Genomic DNA, 18,132 nt, shown 5'->3' on the forward strand with positions numbered 1-18,132 from the left:
AAAGTAGCAAGCGCTGTCTCGCCCGTGCCTCAAGAAGCCGACAACGCTTGTTGCCTATGGTCTGTCTCTCCAGCAAAGTCAGCGAAGCGCTTGCCAACAGGGATCAAGTATCGACAGGAAACCGTGGCTGCTACCGCAACTTTGGGGCTATAGGGGCGAGACAATCGCAAGCGTGGCCAGAACGGCCTTCGTGCAGGTGCTCCTTTCCAAGTAGTGCTAGCAGAACACATGTGCGGCGTCGGGATCGAACTCCAGATGCACATTGTCGCCGCGGCTAAGGCCGGAGATTGCTTCGTGGCCGAAGGGTAGGCGCACGGACAGGGTTTCGCCAGCAGCGATCCGCGTCGTCACATGCACGTTGTTGCCAAGGAAAGTGATATCGTTGACCGTTGCACTGAGGCCCTTGCTCGCACCCGCTTGGCGCCCGAGCCGGATGCGCTCCGGCCGTAGCATCAATGCCGCTTTGCTGCCCGACGCCGGCCTGCCATGCACTGGAATGCTGTCGAAAACGGTCTTGTCGCCGAGCGAGATCGTCGCCTGACCATTGTCCGAGGACAGCAGATGACAGGAGATGAAATCGCTGTCACCGATGAATTCTGCCACGAAACGGGTGCGGGGATTGGCGTAGAGTTCCGGGCCTGTGCCGATCTGGTCGATGACGCCCTTGGAGAAAACGGCGATGCGGTCGGACAACCGCAATGCTTCCTCCTGATCGTGGGTCACGTAGAGGATCGTCACTTCCGTCTGCTGGTGGATTCTTTTGATCTCGTGCTGGATCTCCTCGCGCAGCTTCTTGTCGAGAGCCGACAGCGGCTCGTCCATCAAGAGCACCGGCGGATCATAGGCGAGCGCCCTTGCAAGGGCGACGCGCTGCTGCTGGCCGCCCGACATCTGCGCGGGCTTGCGATCCTCGAAGCCCTCCAGGCGAACGAGGCGCAGCATTTCCCTGACCCGGCTGTCGACCTCGGCCTTGGACTTGCGGCGGACCTTCAGCGGAAAGGCGATGTTCTCGCCGACAGTCAGATGCGGAAACAGCGTATAGCGCTGGAACACCATGCCGATATTGCGCTTGTGCGATGGTGTCGACAGCAACGTCTCGCCGTTCAGCAGAATATCGCCCTTGGTCGGATTTTCGAAGCCGGCGAGGATATAGAGCGTCGTGCTCTTGCCCGATCCGGAGGGACCGAGGAAGGTCAGGAACTCGCCACGCTTGACCTCGAGATTGACGTCGTGGACTGCGACGACGGGGCCATACTCCTTGCGGATACCTTTGATCTTCAGGAAAGATTCGCTCATGATTTCAGAACCTTGCGTACAATCGCGGCCAGCGTCATCAACGTGACCGTCAACAGAATGAGAAGCGTGGAGGCAGCGGCGACGACAGGGGTCAAATCCTGCCTGAGCGTTGCCCAGACCTTGACCGGCAGGGTCTGCAATGTCGGGCTCGCCATGAAGATCGCCACGACCACCTCGTCCCAGGATGTCAGGAAGGAGAAGACGGCGGCCGAGAACAATCCGTGGCTGATGGCAGGCAGCGTCACCCTGATCTTCGCCTCGAGCGGAGAGGCGCCGCAAAGCACGGCCGCATCCTCGATCGACTTGTCGAAGCCCTCGAGCGCGCCCGAGATCGACAGAATGGAAAAGGGCAGCGCCAGCACAAGGTGGGACACCACGAAGCCGATCAAGGTGCCTCCAAGGCCAATTCGCAGGAAGAAGGCATAGAGCGCCACGGCGAAGACGACGACCGGGAGGATCATCGGCGTCAGGAACAGCGCCTTCAGCGCATCGCGAAACATGAACTTTCCGCGCACGAGGCCGAAGGAGGTCACCAGGCCGAGCAGCACCGAAAGCACGGTCACAATTAATGCGATCTTGAAGCTGGTCCAGGCGGAGGCCAGCCATTGCGGATCGGAAAGCAGCTCCACGTACCAGCGCCATGTCCAGCCCGGCGGCGGAAAGATCAGCCATTGCGACGAACCGAACGACAAGGCCGCGATGAAGAGGATCGGCATCAGCAGAAAAGCCGCCGTCAGGACCGTGATGACGAGCAGCACATATTTCCACCAGCCGAGGCGGTCGAAATTCAGCAGCATCTCAGCGCCCTCCCGTGCTCTGAACGCCGAAGAACCGCAGTTGCACGGCATAGAGCGTCAGCGTGACGACGAGCAGGACGAAGGCGGCGGCCCCGCCCATGCCCCAATTGACGAGCGACTGCACGAACTGCGCGATGAGTTCGGCGAGCATCATGTTCGCCGTGCCACCAAGCAGCGATGGCGTGACGTAGTAACCGAGCGACATGACGAACACCATCAGTGCACCTGCCATCATGCCAGGTGCCGCAAGGGGTATCAGAATGCGGGTCAGGCATTGCAGACGGCTGGCGCCGCACAGCGCTGCCGCCTGCAGCACGGCCGGGTCGATCTTCCTGATGACGCCGTAGAGCGGCAGGATGATAAAGGGCAGCATGATATAGGTCATGCCGATCGTGACGCCGGTGAGGTTGTTGACCAGCGCGAGCGGCTTGTCGATCAGGCCCATGCCGACGAGGATCTTGTTGATCAGTCCGGTGCGCTGCAAAAGCACCATCCAGGCATAGGTTCGCGCCAGCAGGTTGGTCCACATCGACAGCAGCAGGATCGCAAAGATCACCGAGGCCCATCGCGACGGCATGATCGCCAGCGTCCAGGCGACGGGAAAACCGATCAGGAGGGATATGATGGTGACGAGCCCCGACACGATGAAGGTGTTGGCAAAGATCTTGATATAGGTCGCGGAGCCCAACAGCTCGGCGTAATTGCCGAGGCCGAATGTCGGTTCCATCACGCTGCGCAGGAGCAGCGCGATGACCGGAAATATGAAAAAGATCGCCACGAAGGCGAAAGCCGGCGCCACCTGGGCAAAACCCGTAGGCCTTGCCGCCTTGCGCGCCGGTGCGGCCTCGTCCGCAACGTCCATATATGTCGACATGGCAATTCCTTCCCACCAGGGGCGCCGACGAGCAGCCTTGGCTGCAGCGACGCCCGGATCTCGCATTGCCCCGCCGCGGACCTCGATCCGCGGCGGCCCAGTTGCCTTAGGAGCTTACTTCGCCTGCCAGGCGTACCATCTCTTGCCGATCTCATCACGGTTCGCGGCCCAATAGCTCATATCGGCATTGACCTGGCTTGCCGTCTGCTGGTCGGGCAAAGTCTTGGCCGTCTCCGGATCCATCAGCTTCGCGGAGTCAACATTGATCGGTGCATATCCTGTCGCCTTCGCCATATCGGCCTGCGACTGCGCCGAGGTCGCGAGCGCGATGAACTTCATCGCCGTTTCCATGTTCGGGGCACCCTTGGGGATGACGAGGGAATCCGCCGCCGTAATGTTCTGGCTCCAGGACGTCTCCGTCTTGACGCCGCTATTGGCAAGCGCCGTCATGCGGCCGTTCCACAAGCTGCCGAAAGGTGCTTCGGCCGATGCCAGAAGCTGCTGCGACTGCGCGCCGCTCGACCACCAGACGATATCCGACTTGATCGTATCGAGCTTCTTGAAGGCGCGGTCGAGATCGAGCGGATAGAGCTTGTCGGCGGGAACGCCGTCGGCGAGCAGTGCGGCTTCGATCACGCCAGGCGCGGACCATTTGTAGAAGGTGCGCTTGCCGGGAAACTTCTTGGTGTCGAAGAGATCCGCCCAGGTCTTCGGGCAGGCGCTGACGGCATCGGCGTTGCATCCGATGACGAAGGAATAATAGAAGCTTCCGACCGAATAATCGCTGACGAAGCGCGGATCGAGCTTGGACTTGTCAATGACGGAAAAGTCGAGCTTTTCGAGCAGACCTGCCTTGCCGGCCTGCGCGGCATAATCGCCCTCGACGTCGACCACATCCCAGCTGACCTGACCGGCCTCGACCATGGCTTTCAGCTTGCCGTAGTCCGTCGGACCGTCCTGCATCACGCCGATACCGGTCTTTTCAGTGAACTGGTTGGCCCAGGCGACCTTCTGCGCATCCTGTGTGGTTCCTCCCCAGCTCGTGAAGACCATGGTGTCGGCCTTGGCGGGCATGGATGCGGCCATTATTGCGGCAAAGGCCGCGAGTGCAATTCTTGCTTTCATGTTCCCTTGTCCTTGTTTTTCAGTCTTTGAGGCATGCCTTATGCGGCCACCCGTTCACCCCAAGGGGGAGAAAGCGGCAGGCTTCATAATCTTGTTTTCCGCGACTTCGATCAGGTCGCGGATCTTCGGCAGGAAAGCCTGCCATTTGGGGTCCGCCGCCAGCCGCCCGCGCCGCGCTTCGCGGTCGTCGAGGCTTGTATAGGCCCAGATATGCACGATCTCGTTGATCACCCCGATCTCCGAATGGAAGTAGCCGACGAGGTTGCCGAGATGCGCCTTCTGGATGGCAATTCCTTCCTCCTCCACGACCTTCAGATATTGCGGGATGGTGCCGTTCTTCAGCCGGTAGGTGCGGATCTCGTAAAACATCGGTCTCACCTCATGACGAAGGGATCGGGGATCGGATCATCCGACGTCCGCAGCCAGATGGTCTTGGTGCGGGTATAGTCGAGAGCCGCCGCAAGACCGCCTTCCCTGCCGTGGCCGGAAAGTCCGAAACCGCCGAAGGGCGCGATCGGCGATACCGCGCGATAGGTGTTGACCCAGACGACGCCGGCGCGAATGCCCTTCATCAGGCGATGGGCGCGCGTGAGGTTCTGGGTGAAGACACCGGATGCCAGTCCGTAGCGGGTATCGTTTGCCAATCTCAGAGCTTCGGCTTCCGTCTCGAAGGAGACGACGGACAGGACAGGGCCGAAAAATTCCTCGGCGAGCGACGGCGAATTGACGCCATCGCAATCCAAGATCGTCGGCGGAAAATAGTAGCCGGCGCCGTCGGGCGTTTGCCCGCCAGTTATGAGCCGCGCGCCGCTTTTAATGGACTTCTCGACGAGAGCCGCGACATGATCCTGTTGGCGTTTCGTGGCGAGCGGTCCGACTTCGGTTGCCATGTCGAGCGGCGATCCAATGCGGATCGCCTCGGCCTTGCGCTTGAGGATCGACAGGAAGGTGTCCTTGACGCTGGCTTCGACGATCAGCCGCGAGCCGGCAACGCAGCTTTGGCCGGTCGCTGCGAAAATGCCGGCAACCTGCGCATTGGCGGCACTTTCGAGATCGGCATCGGCAAAGACGATAAAGGGCGACTTTCCCCCGAGCTCTAGGGATGTCGAGGCAAGGTTCTCGGCCGAATTGCGCACGACATGACGTGCCGTCTCCGGCCCGCCGGTAAAGGCGATATGCGCGACTTTCGGATGGCGCCCCAGCGTGGCGCCGCAGGACGGGCCGAACCCAGTGATGATGTTGACGACGCCGGCTGGAAAACCGGCTTCATGAACCAGGCGCGCAAATTCCAGAAGCGGCGCCGGCCCGTCTTCCGACGCTTTCACGACCATAGTGCAGCCTGCCGCAAGGGCCGGCCCGATCTTGACCGCGGACAGGAAGAGCTGACTGTTCCAGGGCACGACCATGGCGACGACGCCGACCGGCTCGCGACGCAGCCAGACATCCATGTCAGGCTTGTCGATCGGCAGATAGGAGCCCTCGATCTTGTCGGCGATGCCGGCATAGTAGCGATAATAGTCGGCGACATAGGCGATCTGCGCCGAGGTTTCGCGAATGATCTTGCCGGTGTCGCGCGTCTCCAGTTCCGCAAGCTTCTGCGCATTGGCCGCAACCAGGTCGGCGAGCTTATAGAGAAGCTTGCCGCGCTGCGTCGCCGTCATCTTCGACCACGGGCCTTCGTAGAGAGCCTTCTCGGCGGCATTGACGGCGCGGTCGACATCGGCCTCGCGCGCTTCCGGCATCTCCGCCCAGACGTCGCCGGTCGCGGGATCGATACTCTGGAAGCGGCCTTCCCCGTCCAGAAACTCACCGTCGATATAAGACTGGAAGCGCTGCATGACGTTCACTCCGCAAATGCCGGCATGACCTCGGCGATGAACCGTTCGAGCGAAGCTTTCTTGCGCTCGAACGACATGCCGGTGTCGATCCAGAAGGAATATTCGTCGTAGCCCATCGCCTCATAGGTCTTCAGCCGGGCAATCACGGTCGAGGCATCGCCGACGACATTATTGCTGCGCATGACCGCATCGGACAGCATGGCGTTGGCGCGGATATCTTCTTCGGGGATGCGCTCGATCAGGCCCTGATGGATCGGCTTCTCGTTCTTGAACCAGGCGAAGAAGTAATTGTAGTAGACGCTGAGCTCATGTGCGGCCCGTGCGATATCGTCCTCCGAGGAGCCGACATAGGTATGGCGCAGAAGCATGATCTTCGGCCGCTCGATATGCGCGTTCTTGGCGCAGGCATCGTTGAAGCGGCCCATCAGCGCCTCGACCTCGTCATCACCCTGCCAAAGCGGCGTCACCTGGACATTGCAGCCGTTGGCGACGGCAAATTCATGCGAATTCGGGTCGCGCGCCGCCACCCAGATCGGCGGATTCGGCTGCTGCAGCGGCTTCGGCGCCGAAGTCGTCGACGGGAATTTGAAGAACTCGCCCTCATGGGCGTAATCCCCCTGCCAGATACCTTTGACGGCCGGGATCAGCTCGCGCATGCGCTGGCCGGCTCCCCAGGCGTCGAGACCCGGCAGCAACCGTTCATATTCGAAAGAGTAGGCGCCGCGGGCAATGCCGATATCGAGCCTGCCGTCGCAGATGATGTCGGCCATGGCGGCTTCGCCGGCAAGCTTGATCGGATGCCAGAAAGGCGCGATCACCGTTCCCGTGCCCAATCTCGCCCGCGACGTGCGCCGCGCCAGATCGGCGATCGTGACGAAGGGATTGGGCGCGATGGTGAAATCCATCCCGTGATGCTCGCCCGTCCAGATCGCGTGCATGCCGCCCTTGTCGGCGATCTCGCAGAGCGCGACGAATTCCTCATAGAGGCTCTTATGGGTCTGGCTCGCGTCAAGGCGTTCCATATGGACGAAGAGAGAGAATTTCATGCCTGCACCGCCTTCCCGGAAACCGGCCGCACCATGCCGGAAGTCTCATCGCCAAAATAGACCCCGAAATTGCCGATCTGGCTTTCCAGCGCGAAGCGAGCGACGATGTCAGCCGTCGAGCTGGTCTTGAACTGTGCCGCCTTCAATGCATCAGGCTTGAGGAACCTGCCCTCGCGCGGCTCGCCCTGCGAGGCAAAGGCGCGATAGACGATGTGATGCTTGCCATCGCTCTTGCCTTCATAGACCGAGTAGAGAAAGCCGACCGTTACTGTCAGGCCGGTCAGCGCAGTCAGATACTGGCCAAGAATGTCGGCCGGGCTGCCCTCCCTGCCCTCGCAATTCGGAAGAGCAAGTACGTCCGTGCCAAGAAGCAGGATTTCGCCATCGCGCTCGACGACCGCGCCGAGCTCGATATTGCCTTCCGCAGCGGCAGAGACCGCCTTGCTCGCCAGGATCGGCGTGAAGTAGCCGCCGCGCGCATAGCCGAGACCATTGCGACCGCTATTGTCGAAGGAGACGATGCGCCCCATCAAAACGACGTGGTCGCCGGCTTCGATGACCTGTTCCATGGTGCATTCGAACCAGGCAGCGACATCGGAAAGGATCGGACAGCCATCCGCACCCGAATTCCACTCGACGGCGGCAAACCTGTCTTCGACGGGCCGCGCGAAGGTGTTGGAGACGGCCTTCTGTGTCTCCGACAGCACATTGATGGCAAAATGCTTGGTGCTCGTCATAGCCTCGAAATTGCGCGAGGTCTTTGCCAGACAGACAAGAAGAAGCGGCGGATCGAGCGACACCGACGTGAAGGAGTTTGCGGTAAAGCCGAGCGGCAGGCCCGCCCGATCGCGCGCCGTCACGACCGTGACGCCGGTCGGAAATGCGCCGAATGCGTCACGCAACGCCCTTGGATCGAAATCTTGTGTCGTCATCTTGCGTCCTCCCCGCATGAAAGCCACTCGGCGAGCAGCTCATTGACGATGTCTGGTGCCGTCAGGTTCACCATGTGGCGGTGACCCTCGACGATCCGCACCCAGCCTCTGGGTGCAGCGCTAGCCATCTGTTCGGCCATCAGCGGCGTCGAATTCGGATCGTCCGAACCCGTCAGGAACAGAGCAGGCGCCCCGATACCGGGCCAGCGATCCGCATAGGTCTCATCACCGCCGGCAAAAGCGGCATAGGCCGTGGCATAGCCCTGCGGATCGACAAGGCTCAGCCAGTTGCGGGTGAGCTCCCGCGCCACCGCGCTTTGGGCATCATCGCCAAACCAGCGCAGCAGCGGGCCTTCCTTGTCGACGCCGGCAAGCGGTATTGACGCTGCACGCGCAAGGACGGCCGCCTTGGCCTCGGGGTCGCGACGATAGACGCCGTTGAGATAGGCGATCCGCTCAATCCGTTCGCCGAAAGTGGCAGCCGCCCCTCCGGCGACAAGCGCACCCATCGAATGGCCGGCAACGTTGACCTTGCCGAGTTCCATCTCATCGAGGAAACCACCGAACCAGGCGACGAAGGCTTGCAGCGGACTTCCGGCAGGCAATGCGACGCTTTCGCCATGCCCAGGCATATCGACGGCTATGACGCGATGGCTTCCGGAAAATGCCTCGATCTGTGGCGTCCAGGCTTCAAGCCGCATGCCGACGCCATGGATGAGAACCAGCGGCTCGCCTTTGCCGACCTCATGATAGGCCGTGCCGCGCACTGTGTGTTTACGGAGCAAGCCTTCCGTCTTCAGATGATCGGGCTTGTTCTGGTCCATGGTTTCCATCGCCGGCATCCAGACATCCGATCCTTACACGCCGGCCGGATTGGAGACGTCTTGTCCCAGATCCTTGAGGTCCTGGTAACGATCGCCGATGCGATGATGCGGCCGACCGCCGACAGAGGCGCCAAGCGCCACGACGATCTCATCGGCGGCAGGCGCATCGGGAACCGAGGTCTGAATCGTCAGGTAATGCGAGCGGCGACCTTCATCGTTCTTGTCCATGAGCGGGATCATGATCGGCGCATTGGCAGGACCGCGCGTGTTGCAGAAGGCAAGATAGGACTTGGCGCCGACAGCATGGCGATAGTGATTGCCGAACCGAAGCGTGTGGATCAGCGCGGAGGCATGCTCGATTTCGCCATCCAGGCCAACGACTGCCGATTTTCCGTAGGCTTCGACCGCCTCACCCGATCCGACCGCGTCGATGATCATCTTGGTGAGCAATTCGCCGAGGACAGGCGCAGCAGCATGGATCTCGGACTTCAGATCCGCGACGAAGCCGCGACCAGCCCAAGGGTTTTTGACGATCGCACAGGCGGAGAAGAGCTTTAGCGGCGTGGCTGCCGCCTTTCCTCCTTCAACAAGCGTCGTTTCGATCTGCAGGACAGTTTTTCGGATCTGAAGGCTCATGGCTCTCTCTCATCTAAGATTAGATATGATGGTATGCCATAATACCAGACTGTCAAGCAGCTTTGAGCGACCGGACTGAAAAACCATGTCGCACCCCAAAAATAATCAGCTATAACAACGCCTTATTGACAGGAAACGACAAGCGCCCGCGAAAGCGATGCTTGCTCGCTGCATATCTTCAGCTGTCGATGTTCCGCTTTTGTATTAGTTATTATGGTATACCGTCACACTGAAGGTATGGGAGAGTCAACCCGCCTCGCCAGGCAAACGACAATTTGATGAGACATGTCATCGACATCATCCGGTGCCGTGCAAGTCGACCAGCCATCACGGCGGGAATTTGCCGGCTCTACCCCTGGCGGACGATGGCGCCGATCGCATTGACAACAATGCGCGCCGCGATGATGGCGGACAGGCCGTCGATGTCGGCAGGAGGATAGAACTCCACCAGATCGAAGCCCACAATATTAGCCCGCCGACCGAGACCCACAATCAGGTCGATGATCTGCGTATAGGTTAAGCCGCCGGGTGTCCGCGCCGCCACACCCGGCATAATGCCGGGATCGATGCTGTCGCAATCCAGCGTGACGACGACCCTTGCTCCCTCCGGAATATGCCGAAGAGCGGCTTCGACCCCTTGGGCGTGGATCTCGCGGGCCGTGACAAAGCGGCTGCCATAGCGCTGCGCCGCCTCGACGTCCGAAGGACGGGCACTGCCGACGCTTCGCAGGCCGACCTGCACCATTCCAGCCACATGCGGCATCTCGCTTGCCCGGCGCATCGGGCTTGAATAGCCATAGCGCTCGCCATGTAGCTCGTCGCGCCAATCGATATGGGCATCGATCTGCAAGATCCAGACCGGACCCTCATCCGCAAAACCGGCAATGAAGGGGATCGTGACGGAACAGTCGCCGCCAAGCAGGATCGGCACGGCCGGCAATGCCAGGACCTCGCGCATCTTCACCTCGATCCGGCTCCGGTTGCCGGCATTGTCATGCATGACGGTCTCAACGTTCCCCACGTCGACGCAGGAAATCGCCTTGCCGTCGAAGAGCGGGCCGCCGAGATCGAAATCCCAATGTTCGACAAGCCCGGCATCATCCTGGCTGGCGGCACGGATAGCACCGGCCGACAGGGCATAGCCGCTGCTGTCCTTGCCAGGATAGGTGCTGCCGTGGCCGGCACCAAAGATCACCACGCTCGGCAGGCGACCATCGTCAAGGCGGTCCGAAAAGCCGAGAAAGGAAGAGGAGGCGGTCATTTGGTTGCCTTGGCGAGAAATCAATCGATCGGCTGTCGCCCGGAAAGCACGGCCTGGGCAATGGCGCTTGCGCTGGTGACATGATCCATCGCCGCCTGATAGGCGCCATCGCCGTCGCCGCGCCTGATAGCATCGACGATACGCGCCATCTGGGCCGGCCCCTGGACATCGCGATTTTGCGTCTTGATCGTCATCGAGCGCAGGTGATTGATGCGCACGGTCAGAAGATTGACGACGCCCCAGGCCACATGGCGGTCGACCATGCTGAACAGTGTCTGGTAGAAGGAGGATGTGTGGGCGAGCACGCCAGCCATGTCCTTCTCGCGGTAGCTGTGCTTTATTTCTTCCAGCGACTTGTCGAGGGCATCGGCGATTGCGGGGTTGTTCTGCTCGGCGCAAAGCCGCGCCGCCATCCCTTCGAGCGCTGCGCGGATTTCGTAGATCTGCTTGGCTTCGTCATGATTGAGCTGAGCAACGATCGGCCCCTTGTTCGGAAGGTTGGCAACCAGACCCTCGGATTCGAGATGGCGTAGAACCTCGCGAACGATCGTGCGGCTGACGCCGAGCTGAGCGCAAAGATCGCGTTCGACCAGGCGGTCCCCCGGACGGAAATAGCCGTTGATGATTGCCTCTCGTACCTTGTCGAGCGCAAGCTCCCGCAACGTCTTGGTGGGACGCTCCACGCGAATTGCGGCGCCGTGCGCATCATCATTCATTTCCGCACCCTCGATCTTCGGATACCATAATATGGCCTACCAAAATCATCCATTGTCGAAATGAAGTCAATGCAGCAGAGCGGTCCTCAGAGCAAGGCCTGTTCGTGAATGCCGAGATGCTCCTTCAACACCTTCCAGCCTTTCGGCGTGACGTCAACGGCACGTGACGAGGGCGATCGCCGTATGCAGCCTTCCGCAAAGAGGAGGTTGGTCAAATGAACGCCAAGCGGTCCAGCAAGATGATGTTGCCGCTCCGTCCAATCGAGGCATTGCCGGGCAAGCCCGTAGCGCGTGGGTTTGATACTGGCCGTGTTCATGCCCATGCGGTCGAACCACTCTGCACCAGCCGCTGTGAGTTCGAACCTCTTCCTTTCGGCCGCAATAAGGAACCCCTTTTCCAACAATCCATGGGTTACGGCGATCCCGACGCGGCCAGCCAGATGATCGTAGCAGCAACGAGCGAATCGAAGCTTTTGCGCGTCCCGGGTCAGCGGCTTTCGTCGCACGGATTCCGCTGGGCCGATCGAAGCCAGGGTCTCAAGCACCAGCGCAACATGGGGACCGGCAAGACGATAGTAACGGTGCCGCCCTTCGGTTTCCACAGCCAGAAGCCCGCCGGCCAACAGCTTTCCGAGATGAGAACTGGCCGTCTGCGCCGTCACGCCGGCAGAATAGGCGAGCTCGCCGGCCGGTCGAGCCCGGCCATCGAGGAGCGCCGACAGCATGGCAACGCGCGCAGGATCGGCAATCAGAAAGGCAACGGCGGCTATATTCGGCTGGGTCGTCATGTCTAGGCCTCTTCATCGCAGGCAGCATCATAGCACCGAAATAGTTCGCATGTTTCGACACGCGTCGAAGCATTGGAGCAGGTTGCCGGCTTAGACTGGGCACACAAGCAATTGGTACGGAATATACCCATGACCAAAGAAATCCTCGCCTTTTTCACCGACACGCATCTCGGCCAGAAACTGGTCGCCAGGAGTGAAATTGCTGGCGACAAGATGGGCTATGAGGAGACGCCGCGAGAGCACGAGCATAACCTGCGCATGGTTCTCGACGACATCGCCGGCAAAGGCATTTCCAGGGTCGTCTTCGGCGGCGATATCGGCACGGCACATTCGGTCGACGGCTTTTTCGAACTCCTGCGCGATTATACCTTCGAAGTGTCGCTCATCCTCGGCAACCACGACACCTATGGCAATGTCGCGCCGTACTGCGACATGGGCGGCAATATCGTGGCAGGGAAACTGTGTTACTCGCGGCAAGATCCGCATCTGAAGCGGATTTTCCTCGATACGTCCGACAACGCCGTCGGCGACGGCCAGCGCAAGTGGCTCACCCGCGAACTAGAGAGTGTGAAGCGGGCCGCAATCTTCCTGCATCATCCGATCCTGCCGCTCGACACGCCGGTCGATCGAACCGGTGCCGCCTTACGCGATCGGGATGAGGTCAGAGCGCTTCTGATCGGCACTGATTGCGAGATATCGTTGTTCTGTGGCCACTACCACATGATCGACGAAGCCCGGGAAGCAAACATCCGGCAATATGTCTCGCCGGCGGTCTCCTATCAGATCGTCAAGCAATCCGCGCGTCTGGAGGCCGATGCAGGAACGTTCGGCTATCGCATTCTCGAGATGGATGAAAAAGAGATCAAAACGCAGGTCGTTCTGTTTTCAAAGACCCAGGCGACGCGGACATCTCGTGGCGCCATCTGACGGCCGCAAGGAGCAAAAGCACTTTCACTCCAGAGCGATGACACTATATCGTATTGAGGCGGTGCGGAATCGCCAGCTGATTTGAAGGATATGACAATGGGCATGCTTCTTTCTCCCGAACTCACGGTTTGCGGCATTGAGGAGCTGCCCGATCAACGGGTGCGAAACGTTACCCACGTGCTTTCCCTCCTCGATCCGGAACATCCCGAGCTCGATGTCTTCCACTCCTATGCCCGGCATCATCGCACGACGCTGCGCTTTCACGATATCATCGCGACGGCTCCAGGCCGCGTGATGCCGCAGCCGGAGCATGTCGACGCGATCCTGAAATTCGGCTCCGAGTTTCAGGCGCAACAAGATCCCGACGCTTCGAGCCATCTGCTGGTCCATTGCCATATGGGCGTATCGCGCTCGACGGCGGCCATGCTGTCGTTGATGGCGCAAGCAAACCCCGACGAATCCGCCGAAAGCCTGTTTGCCCGCCTTGTCGCCATCCGCCCGCAGGCCTGGCCGAACTCCCAGATGATCGGCTTTGCCGACGAGCAGCTCGGCAGGAAGGGCGATCTGAACGCGGCACTCGCCCGTCACTACGGCCGGCAGATCAAGGGGCGACCTGACTTTGTCGACTGGATGACGCGTCTCGGACGCCAGGCGGAACTGAATATGGCGATCCCTGCGTAAGGAGCACCTCTCCTACCTGAGGACTGGCCGCCGGCACGACGACCTCATTATACATCTTCTTCCACCGTGACAGTTCCCTGACAGGAATCGATGTCACCTTGGCTGCAATCTGTAGAGGACAGAGACGGTCGGCTCATGAGCCGGCTAGCCATTGGGGAGGAGATATCATGAAAACCGCGCTCGGTCGCGACTAGCGCCTGTCATCCGGCATCCATCGCCGGTCATCACCAGCCAATCATATCCTATTCACCGGCTTTCCGTCAGGAGGGCCGCGCCGTCGGAGCATGTCCTCAATTCGGGGATGCAGGCAGCAATCGAAATCATGCAGCAGTCAACGGGAGGAATTCAAATGTCACTGCTATTCAATAAATTCAGCATCGTAGCCGCGATCGCCATTGGCCTCAACGGCACGGCCTTGGCGGCAAGCGACGAGCTTGTGACCGCCGCCAAGAAGGAAGGCGTTATCGCCATCTACGCCGCGACCGATCTGTCGCAGGCCCAGGCGCTGCTCGATGCCTTCACGAAGAAATATCCCGGCATCCGCATCGACTACAACGATATCGGCACCAACGGCGTCTACAATCGCATCATTTCCGAAGCCGCTGCCGCACAAGTCGGCGGAGATCTCGTCTGGACGTCGGCGATGGACCAGACGGTGAAGCTTGCGGCGGATGGCTATCTCGCTTCCTATGCCTCGACGGAAATTGGCGCGCTGCCGAGCTGGGCCGTCTACGACAAGACGGTCTATGCCACCACGCTAGAGCCGATCGGCATGATCTACAACAAGCTCGCCCTGAAGGAGGATCAAGTTCCTCGCACCCGCGCGGCCCTGATCGAATTCCTTGGCAAGACGGATGTCGCCGGCAAGGTCGCGACCTTCGATCCGGAAAAGTCCGGCGTCGGCTTCATGATCCAGACGAACGACTCCAAGCAGCGCAGCGACTATTGGGATCTGGTTACGGCATTCGGCACCGCCAAGGGCAAGACCTATTCCTCGACAGGCTCCATGCGCGAAACGGTGGTTTCGGGCGAGAACGTGATCGCCTTCAATCTCATCGGCTCCTATGCGCTCGATTGGGTAAAGAGCGCTTCCAATCTCGGCGTCGCCTTCGGTCAGGATTATACGCCGGCCTTCTCGCGCGTCGCCGCCGTCATCAAGAACGCACCGCACCCCAATGCCTCGCAGCTCTTCCTCGATTTCATGCTGTCTCAGGAGGGCCAGAACGCCATCGCCTCGAAGGGCATGCCGTCGCTGCGCACCGATGTCGACCAGGGGTACAATATCAACACCATCAACGAACTGGTCGGCGGCAACCTCAAGCCCATCGCGCTCGATGACTCGCGCCTGGAGTTCATGGACCCCATGAAGCGCCTCGACTTCCTCAAGAAGTGGCGCGGATCGGTCAAGAGCTGACGCGACGCCCAATCACCTGAGAGCATTCTCGCAGCCCGAACAGAAGCGGGAATGCTCGAAAACAACCACCATCGAGAAGGAGGCGCGCCGATGTCGGCACCGTCGACACCCGTATCGACCCTGTCTCACGCCGGACGGCGATCGGTTCACGCGAACCAGACATTCACATCGATCCCGCAGCCGGCCAATGCCCTTGGCTTCCGGCGTATCGTCATCGGCCTGCTCGCCATCGTCGTGCTGGCGCCGATCGTCCTCATCATCTACCAGAGCCTGCTCGACGGGCCGTTCTTCGCGCCGAAGAGCAAGCTCTCGATAGAGGCCTATCGCTATATCCTGACCGACGAAATGTTCTACGACGCGCTCTGGAACACGGTCATCATGGCGGTCGGCATGGTGGCGATCGCGGTGCCGCTGGGCGCCGCACTCTCCTTCCTGCTGACGCGAACAGACGTCAAGTTCCGCAAGGCGCTCGAGGTCGTCGTCCTCGTGCCCATGTTCATTTCGGCAATCGTGCTTGCCTTCGGCTACACCGTTGCCGTCGGTCCCGCGGGCTTCCTCACCATGCTGTCACGCGACATCTTCGGGGCAGCACCTTGGAACCTCTACTCCCTGACGGGGATCGTCATCGTAACCGGGCTTGCGCACGTGCCGCATGTCTATCTCTACGTGTCGGCCGCCATGCGCAACCTGCCCTCCGATCTGGAGGAGGCTGCCCGATCGATGGGCTCGCCGATCTGGCGGGTCTGCCTCGACGTGACGCTGCCCATGGTTTTGCCAGCACTGGTCTTTGCTACCGCGCTGAACCTTTTGATCGGCTTTGAAATGTTCGGTGTCCCCTATGTCCTCGGCGACCCCAGCGGCATCATCGTTCTGACGACTTACGTCTACAAGCTCACGACGCTGTTCGGCGTGCCGACCTATCAGCTGATGGCCGTCGTCGTCGTGCTGCTCGTTCTCTTGACGCTGCCGCTCGTCTGGTATCAACGCCGCCTGCTGCGCCATAGCCGCCGCTATGCCGCGCTCGGAGGCAAGGGGCCGCGAACGACCGTGATGCGGCTTGGACCGACCGGCCAGATCGTCGCGCTGTCCTTCATCGGCTTCTGGCTCTTCGTCTCGGTCGCACTGCCGATCGGCGGCATCGTGCTGCGCGCCTTCGTCGATGCGTGGGGCCAGGGCGTCAATCCGCTGGCGCATCTGACGGTCGCGCATTTCGCGACGCTGATGGAGGTGCCGACGCTGTTTCGCGGCATCGTCAACACGGTCGTCCTTTCCGTCGTGGGCGGGGCGGCGGCCGTCGCGATCTACCTCCTGATCGGGCTTGCCGGACACCGCCACAGAGGCATGTCCAACACCGTGCTCGACTATATGGTGCTGCTGCCGCGCGCCATGCCGAGCCTGATTATCGGCCTTGCCTTCTTCTGGCTGTTCCTCTTCGTGCCCTTCCTCATTCCACTGAGAACGACGCTGATCAGCCTGTTTGCAGCCTATGTCATCGTCGGCCTTTCCTATGGGCTGCGCCTGCTGCAGGGCACGCTGATCCAGGTCAGCCCGGAGCTCGAAGAAGCAGCACGGACCACGGGCGCAACCATTGGCCGGAGCTGGCGCGACATTGTCATCCCGATCATTCGGCCCGGCCTCGTCGGCGCCTGGGCGCTCATCATGATCGTGTTCCTACGCGACTACGCCACCGGCATCTACCTGATGAGCGCCGGCACGGAGGTCATCGGCTCTCTCATGATGGCGCAGCTCCAGTCCGGCGCCATGGATACGATTGCCGCACTCGCCTTTGTCAGCATCCTTCTTACCGGCGGCGGCCTTGCCCTCGCCCTTCGTCTCGGAGCCAAGATCCATGACTGATCTCATCGTTCAAAACGTCCATAAATACCTCGGCGGTCTGCATATCCTTCAGGGTGCCTCGTTTACCGCCAATCGCGGATCGATCGTCTCGCTGCTCGGGGCTTCGGGCAGCGGCAAGACGACGCTGCTGCGCTGCATTGCCGGTCTCGAACAGCCCGAAGTCGGTCAGATCAAGATCGGCGGCTCGGTGGTCTTCGATGGCGACAAGCGCGTCACCGTCGCGCCGGAAAACCGCAATATCGGCCTGGTTTTCCAATCCTATGCCCTGTGGCCGCACCGCTCCGTCGCGGAAAATGTCGCCTATGGCCTGAAACTCAGGGGCGTCAACAAGGCTGATGCAGAAAAGCGCGTCCTCGACACGCTCGGCAAGATCGGCCTTGGCCACCTCGCCGAACGTTATCCGGATCAGCTTTCCGGCGGACAGCAGCAGCGCGTCGCCATCTGCCGCGCCCTCGTCTACGAGCCGAAGATCCTGCTCATGGACGAGCCTTTGTCCAATCTGGATGCGAAATTGCGCGAAGAAGCCCGCTACTGGATCCGCAAGCTCGTTCTCGATCTCGGTATTTGCGGCGTCCTCGTCACCCACGATCAAGCCGAAGCGCTGGCGGCTTCCGACAATATCCTGCTGCTGCGCAACGGAAAGGTGGCGCAGGAAGGCCCGCCGCAGGATATCTATTCAAAGCCCTCGAGCTTCTACGTCGCCGATTTCCTCGGTGCGAACAATGTTGCCGCGGGACGCATCAAACGCGATGGCCCTACAGCCAGCATTCATGGTAGCAACTGGCAGCTCGATGGCGTGATGATGGGGGATGGGGCGGAAAGCCAAGGCAAGGCCGTCATCCGTGTCGAGCAGGTGGCCGTTCACGACCAACCGGCACCGGGCCGTATCGAGATGCAGCTGGAGGCGTGCCTGTTCCTCGGTGACCGCTGGGAATACCGTCTGTCCTACGGCGATTTCAAGGCCAAGGCATTCGGCCCGAAGCTGATGGCGGCAGGCACGGTCTGGGCGGAGATCCCGCGCGAAAGCGTCTGGCTCTACCCGGAAGCGGCCTGAAGCAGTTCCAGGAAACATACGCAGCGGCTTTCCTGGAGCTGCATGAAAGCAAGAGAGAGCGGTTCG

General features: G+C 60.8%; 18 protein-coding genes. 5 read left to right on the forward strand and 13 right to left on the reverse strand.

Going from position 1 to position 18,132, the window contains the following annotated elements; genetic code table 11:
* Positions 1–216: 216 nt before the first annotated feature.
* The 13 genes from AC13Q5_RS23770 to AC13Q5_RS23830 all read right to left on the reverse strand — a co-directional run bounded on the left by AC13Q5_RS23770 (position 217) and on the right by AC13Q5_RS23830 (position 12,133).
* Positions 217–1,296 carry an ABC transporter ATP-binding protein gene (locus AC13Q5_RS23770; RefSeq protein ID WP_075854543.1) on the reverse strand — a complete coding sequence of 360 codons (1,080 nt, stop codon included), beginning with the start codon at positions 1,294–1,296 and terminating at the stop codon, positions 217–219.
* Positions 1,293–2,093, reverse strand: coding sequence for an ABC transporter permease (locus AC13Q5_RS23775; RefSeq protein ID WP_488503366.1), 801 nt, complete (start codon positions 2,091–2,093; stop codon positions 1,293–1,295). The genes AC13Q5_RS23770 and AC13Q5_RS23775 overlap by 4 nt, the downstream gene beginning before the upstream one ends.
* Position 2,094: 1 nt before the next feature.
* Complete coding sequence (locus tag AC13Q5_RS23780) at positions 2,095–2,967, reverse strand: ABC transporter permease (RefSeq protein WP_075854545.1); 873 nt, start codon at positions 2,965–2,967, stop codon at positions 2,095–2,097.
* Between the two features lie 114 nt (positions 2,968–3,081).
* Entirely contained in the window at positions 3,082–4,092 is a 1,011-nt protein-coding gene (locus AC13Q5_RS23785; protein WP_075854546.1) for an ABC transporter substrate-binding protein, read from the reverse strand.
* A 54-nt stretch (positions 4,093–4,146) separates the two neighbouring features.
* Entirely contained in the window at positions 4,147–4,461 is a 315-nt protein-coding gene (locus tag AC13Q5_RS23790) for an NIPSNAP family protein (protein WP_075854547.1), read from the reverse strand.
* Positions 4,462–4,466: 5 nt separating this feature from the next.
* Positions 4,467–5,930: an aldehyde dehydrogenase gene (locus AC13Q5_RS23795; protein WP_457879254.1), complete on the reverse strand. Its 1,464-nt coding sequence runs from the start codon at positions 5,928–5,930 to the stop codon at positions 4,467–4,469.
* 5 nt (positions 5,931–5,935) lie between these two features.
* Positions 5,936–6,976: an LLM class flavin-dependent oxidoreductase gene (locus AC13Q5_RS23800; protein WP_075854549.1), complete on the reverse strand. Its 1,041-nt coding sequence runs from the start codon at positions 6,974–6,976 to the stop codon at positions 5,936–5,938.
* On the reverse strand, positions 6,973–7,908 hold the full coding sequence (locus AC13Q5_RS23805; RefSeq protein ID WP_488503367.1) for a flavin reductase family protein: 936 nt from the start codon (positions 7,906–7,908) through the stop codon (positions 6,973–6,975). The genes AC13Q5_RS23800 and AC13Q5_RS23805 overlap by 4 nt, the downstream gene beginning before the upstream one ends.
* The gene (locus AC13Q5_RS23810; protein ID WP_425298691.1) at positions 7,905–8,732 is read right to left on the reverse strand and encodes an alpha/beta fold hydrolase; all 828 of its coding nucleotides are present in this window, start codon (positions 8,730–8,732) and stop codon (positions 7,905–7,907) included. Before AC13Q5_RS23810 ends, AC13Q5_RS23805 begins: the two co-directional genes overlap by 4 nt.
* A gap of 33 nt (positions 8,733–8,765) precedes the next feature.
* On the reverse strand, positions 8,766–9,368 hold the full coding sequence (locus AC13Q5_RS23815; protein ID WP_488503368.1) for an amino acid synthesis family protein: 603 nt from the start codon (positions 9,366–9,368) through the stop codon (positions 8,766–8,768).
* Positions 9,369–9,717: 349 nt separating this feature from the next.
* Positions 9,718–10,629, reverse strand: coding sequence for an agmatinase (locus AC13Q5_RS23820; protein ID WP_488503369.1), 912 nt, complete (start codon positions 10,627–10,629; stop codon positions 9,718–9,720).
* Positions 10,630–10,649: 20 nt separating this feature from the next.
* The gene (locus AC13Q5_RS23825) at positions 10,650–11,345 is read right to left on the reverse strand and encodes a GntR family transcriptional regulator (RefSeq protein ID WP_075854554.1); all 696 of its coding nucleotides are present in this window, start codon (positions 11,343–11,345) and stop codon (positions 10,650–10,652) included.
* Between the two features lie 86 nt (positions 11,346–11,431).
* Positions 11,432–12,133: an ArsR/SmtB family transcription factor gene (locus AC13Q5_RS23830; protein WP_488503370.1), complete on the reverse strand. Its 702-nt coding sequence runs from the start codon at positions 12,131–12,133 to the stop codon at positions 11,432–11,434.
* Between the two features lie 129 nt (positions 12,134–12,262).
* On the opposite strand from AC13Q5_RS23830, the gene AC13Q5_RS23835 reads away from it, so the two are divergent.
* From AC13Q5_RS23835 to AC13Q5_RS23855, 5 genes are all read left to right on the forward strand, one after another.
* Positions 12,263–13,060 (forward strand): metallophosphoesterase family protein, encoded by a 798-nt coding sequence (locus tag AC13Q5_RS23835; RefSeq protein WP_488503371.1) that lies wholly within the window; start codon positions 12,263–12,265, stop codon positions 13,058–13,060.
* A 102-nt stretch (positions 13,061–13,162) separates the two neighbouring features.
* A complete protein-coding gene (locus AC13Q5_RS23840) occupies positions 13,163–13,741 on the forward strand; it encodes a tyrosine phosphatase family protein (RefSeq protein ID WP_488503523.1) in 579 nt (192 codons plus the stop codon).
* Between the two features lie 349 nt (positions 13,742–14,090).
* A complete protein-coding gene (locus AC13Q5_RS23845; RefSeq protein WP_488503372.1) occupies positions 14,091–15,155 on the forward strand; it encodes an ABC transporter substrate-binding protein in 1,065 nt (354 codons plus the stop codon).
* A 90-nt stretch (positions 15,156–15,245) separates the two neighbouring features.
* Positions 15,246–17,012 (forward strand): ABC transporter permease, encoded by a 1,767-nt coding sequence (locus tag AC13Q5_RS23850; RefSeq protein WP_488503373.1) that lies wholly within the window; start codon positions 15,246–15,248, stop codon positions 17,010–17,012.
* Positions 17,005–18,066: an ABC transporter ATP-binding protein gene (locus AC13Q5_RS23855; RefSeq protein WP_075854558.1), complete on the forward strand. Its 1,062-nt coding sequence runs from the start codon at positions 17,005–17,007 to the stop codon at positions 18,064–18,066. The genes AC13Q5_RS23850 and AC13Q5_RS23855 overlap by 8 nt, the downstream gene beginning before the upstream one ends.
* The last annotated feature ends 66 nt before the right edge of the window (positions 18,067–18,132 follow it).

The organism is Martinezella sp. CNPSo 3964, assembly GCF_057784375.1.

What these genes read in the sequence shown, in the direction of transcription:
- AC13Q5_RS23770 (WP_075854543.1), bottom strand. Translation starts at nt 1,296, where the DNA reads ATGAGCGAATCTTTCCTGAAGATCAAAGGTATCCGCAAGGAGTATGGC.
- AC13Q5_RS23775 (WP_488503366.1), bottom strand. Translation starts at nt 2,093, where the DNA reads ATGCTGCTGAATTTCGACCGCCTCGGCTGGTGGAAATATGTGCTGCTC.
- AC13Q5_RS23780 (WP_075854545.1), bottom strand. Translation starts at nt 2,967, where the DNA reads ATGTCGACATATATGGACGTTGCGGACGAGGCCGCACCGGCGCGCAAG.
- AC13Q5_RS23785 (WP_075854546.1), bottom strand. Translation starts at nt 4,092, where the DNA reads ATGAAAGCAAGAATTGCACTCGCGGCCTTTGCCGCAATAATGGCCGCA.
- AC13Q5_RS23790 (WP_075854547.1), bottom strand. Translation starts at nt 4,461, where the DNA reads ATGTTTTACGAGATCCGCACCTACCGGCTGAAGAACGGCACCATCCCG.
- AC13Q5_RS23795 (WP_457879254.1), bottom strand. Translation starts at nt 5,930, where the DNA reads ATGCAGCGCTTCCAGTCTTATATCGACGGTGAGTTTCTGGACGGGGAA.
- AC13Q5_RS23800 (WP_075854549.1), bottom strand. Translation starts at nt 6,976, where the DNA reads ATGAAATTCTCTCTCTTCGTCCATATGGAACGCCTTGACGCGAGCCAG.
- AC13Q5_RS23805 (WP_488503367.1), bottom strand. Translation starts at nt 7,908, where the DNA reads ATGACGACACAAGATTTCGATCCAAGGGCGTTGCGTGACGCATTCGGC.
- AC13Q5_RS23810 (WP_425298691.1), bottom strand. Translation starts at nt 8,732, where the DNA reads ATGGACCAGAACAAGCCCGATCATCTGAAGACGGAAGGCTTGCTCCGT.
- AC13Q5_RS23815 (WP_488503368.1), bottom strand. Translation starts at nt 9,368, where the DNA reads ATGAGCCTTCAGATCCGAAAAACTGTCCTGCAGATCGAAACGACGCTT.
- AC13Q5_RS23820 (WP_488503369.1), bottom strand. Translation starts at nt 10,629, where the DNA reads ATGACCGCCTCCTCTTCCTTTCTCGGCTTTTCGGACCGCCTTGACGAT.
- AC13Q5_RS23825 (WP_075854554.1), bottom strand. Translation starts at nt 11,345, where the DNA reads ATGAATGATGATGCGCACGGCGCCGCAATTCGCGTGGAGCGTCCCACC.
- AC13Q5_RS23830 (WP_488503370.1), bottom strand. Translation starts at nt 12,133, where the DNA reads ATGACGACCCAGCCGAATATAGCCGCCGTTGCCTTTCTGATTGCCGAT.
- AC13Q5_RS23835 (WP_488503371.1), top strand. Translation starts at nt 12,263, where the DNA reads ATGACCAAAGAAATCCTCGCCTTTTTCACCGACACGCATCTCGGCCAG.
- AC13Q5_RS23840 (WP_488503523.1), top strand. Translation starts at nt 13,163, where the DNA reads ATGCTTCTTTCTCCCGAACTCACGGTTTGCGGCATTGAGGAGCTGCCC.
- AC13Q5_RS23845 (WP_488503372.1), top strand. Translation starts at nt 14,091, where the DNA reads ATGTCACTGCTATTCAATAAATTCAGCATCGTAGCCGCGATCGCCATT.
- AC13Q5_RS23850 (WP_488503373.1), top strand. Translation starts at nt 15,246, where the DNA reads ATGTCGGCACCGTCGACACCCGTATCGACCCTGTCTCACGCCGGACGG.
- AC13Q5_RS23855 (WP_075854558.1), top strand. Translation starts at nt 17,005, where the DNA reads ATGACTGATCTCATCGTTCAAAACGTCCATAAATACCTCGGCGGTCTG.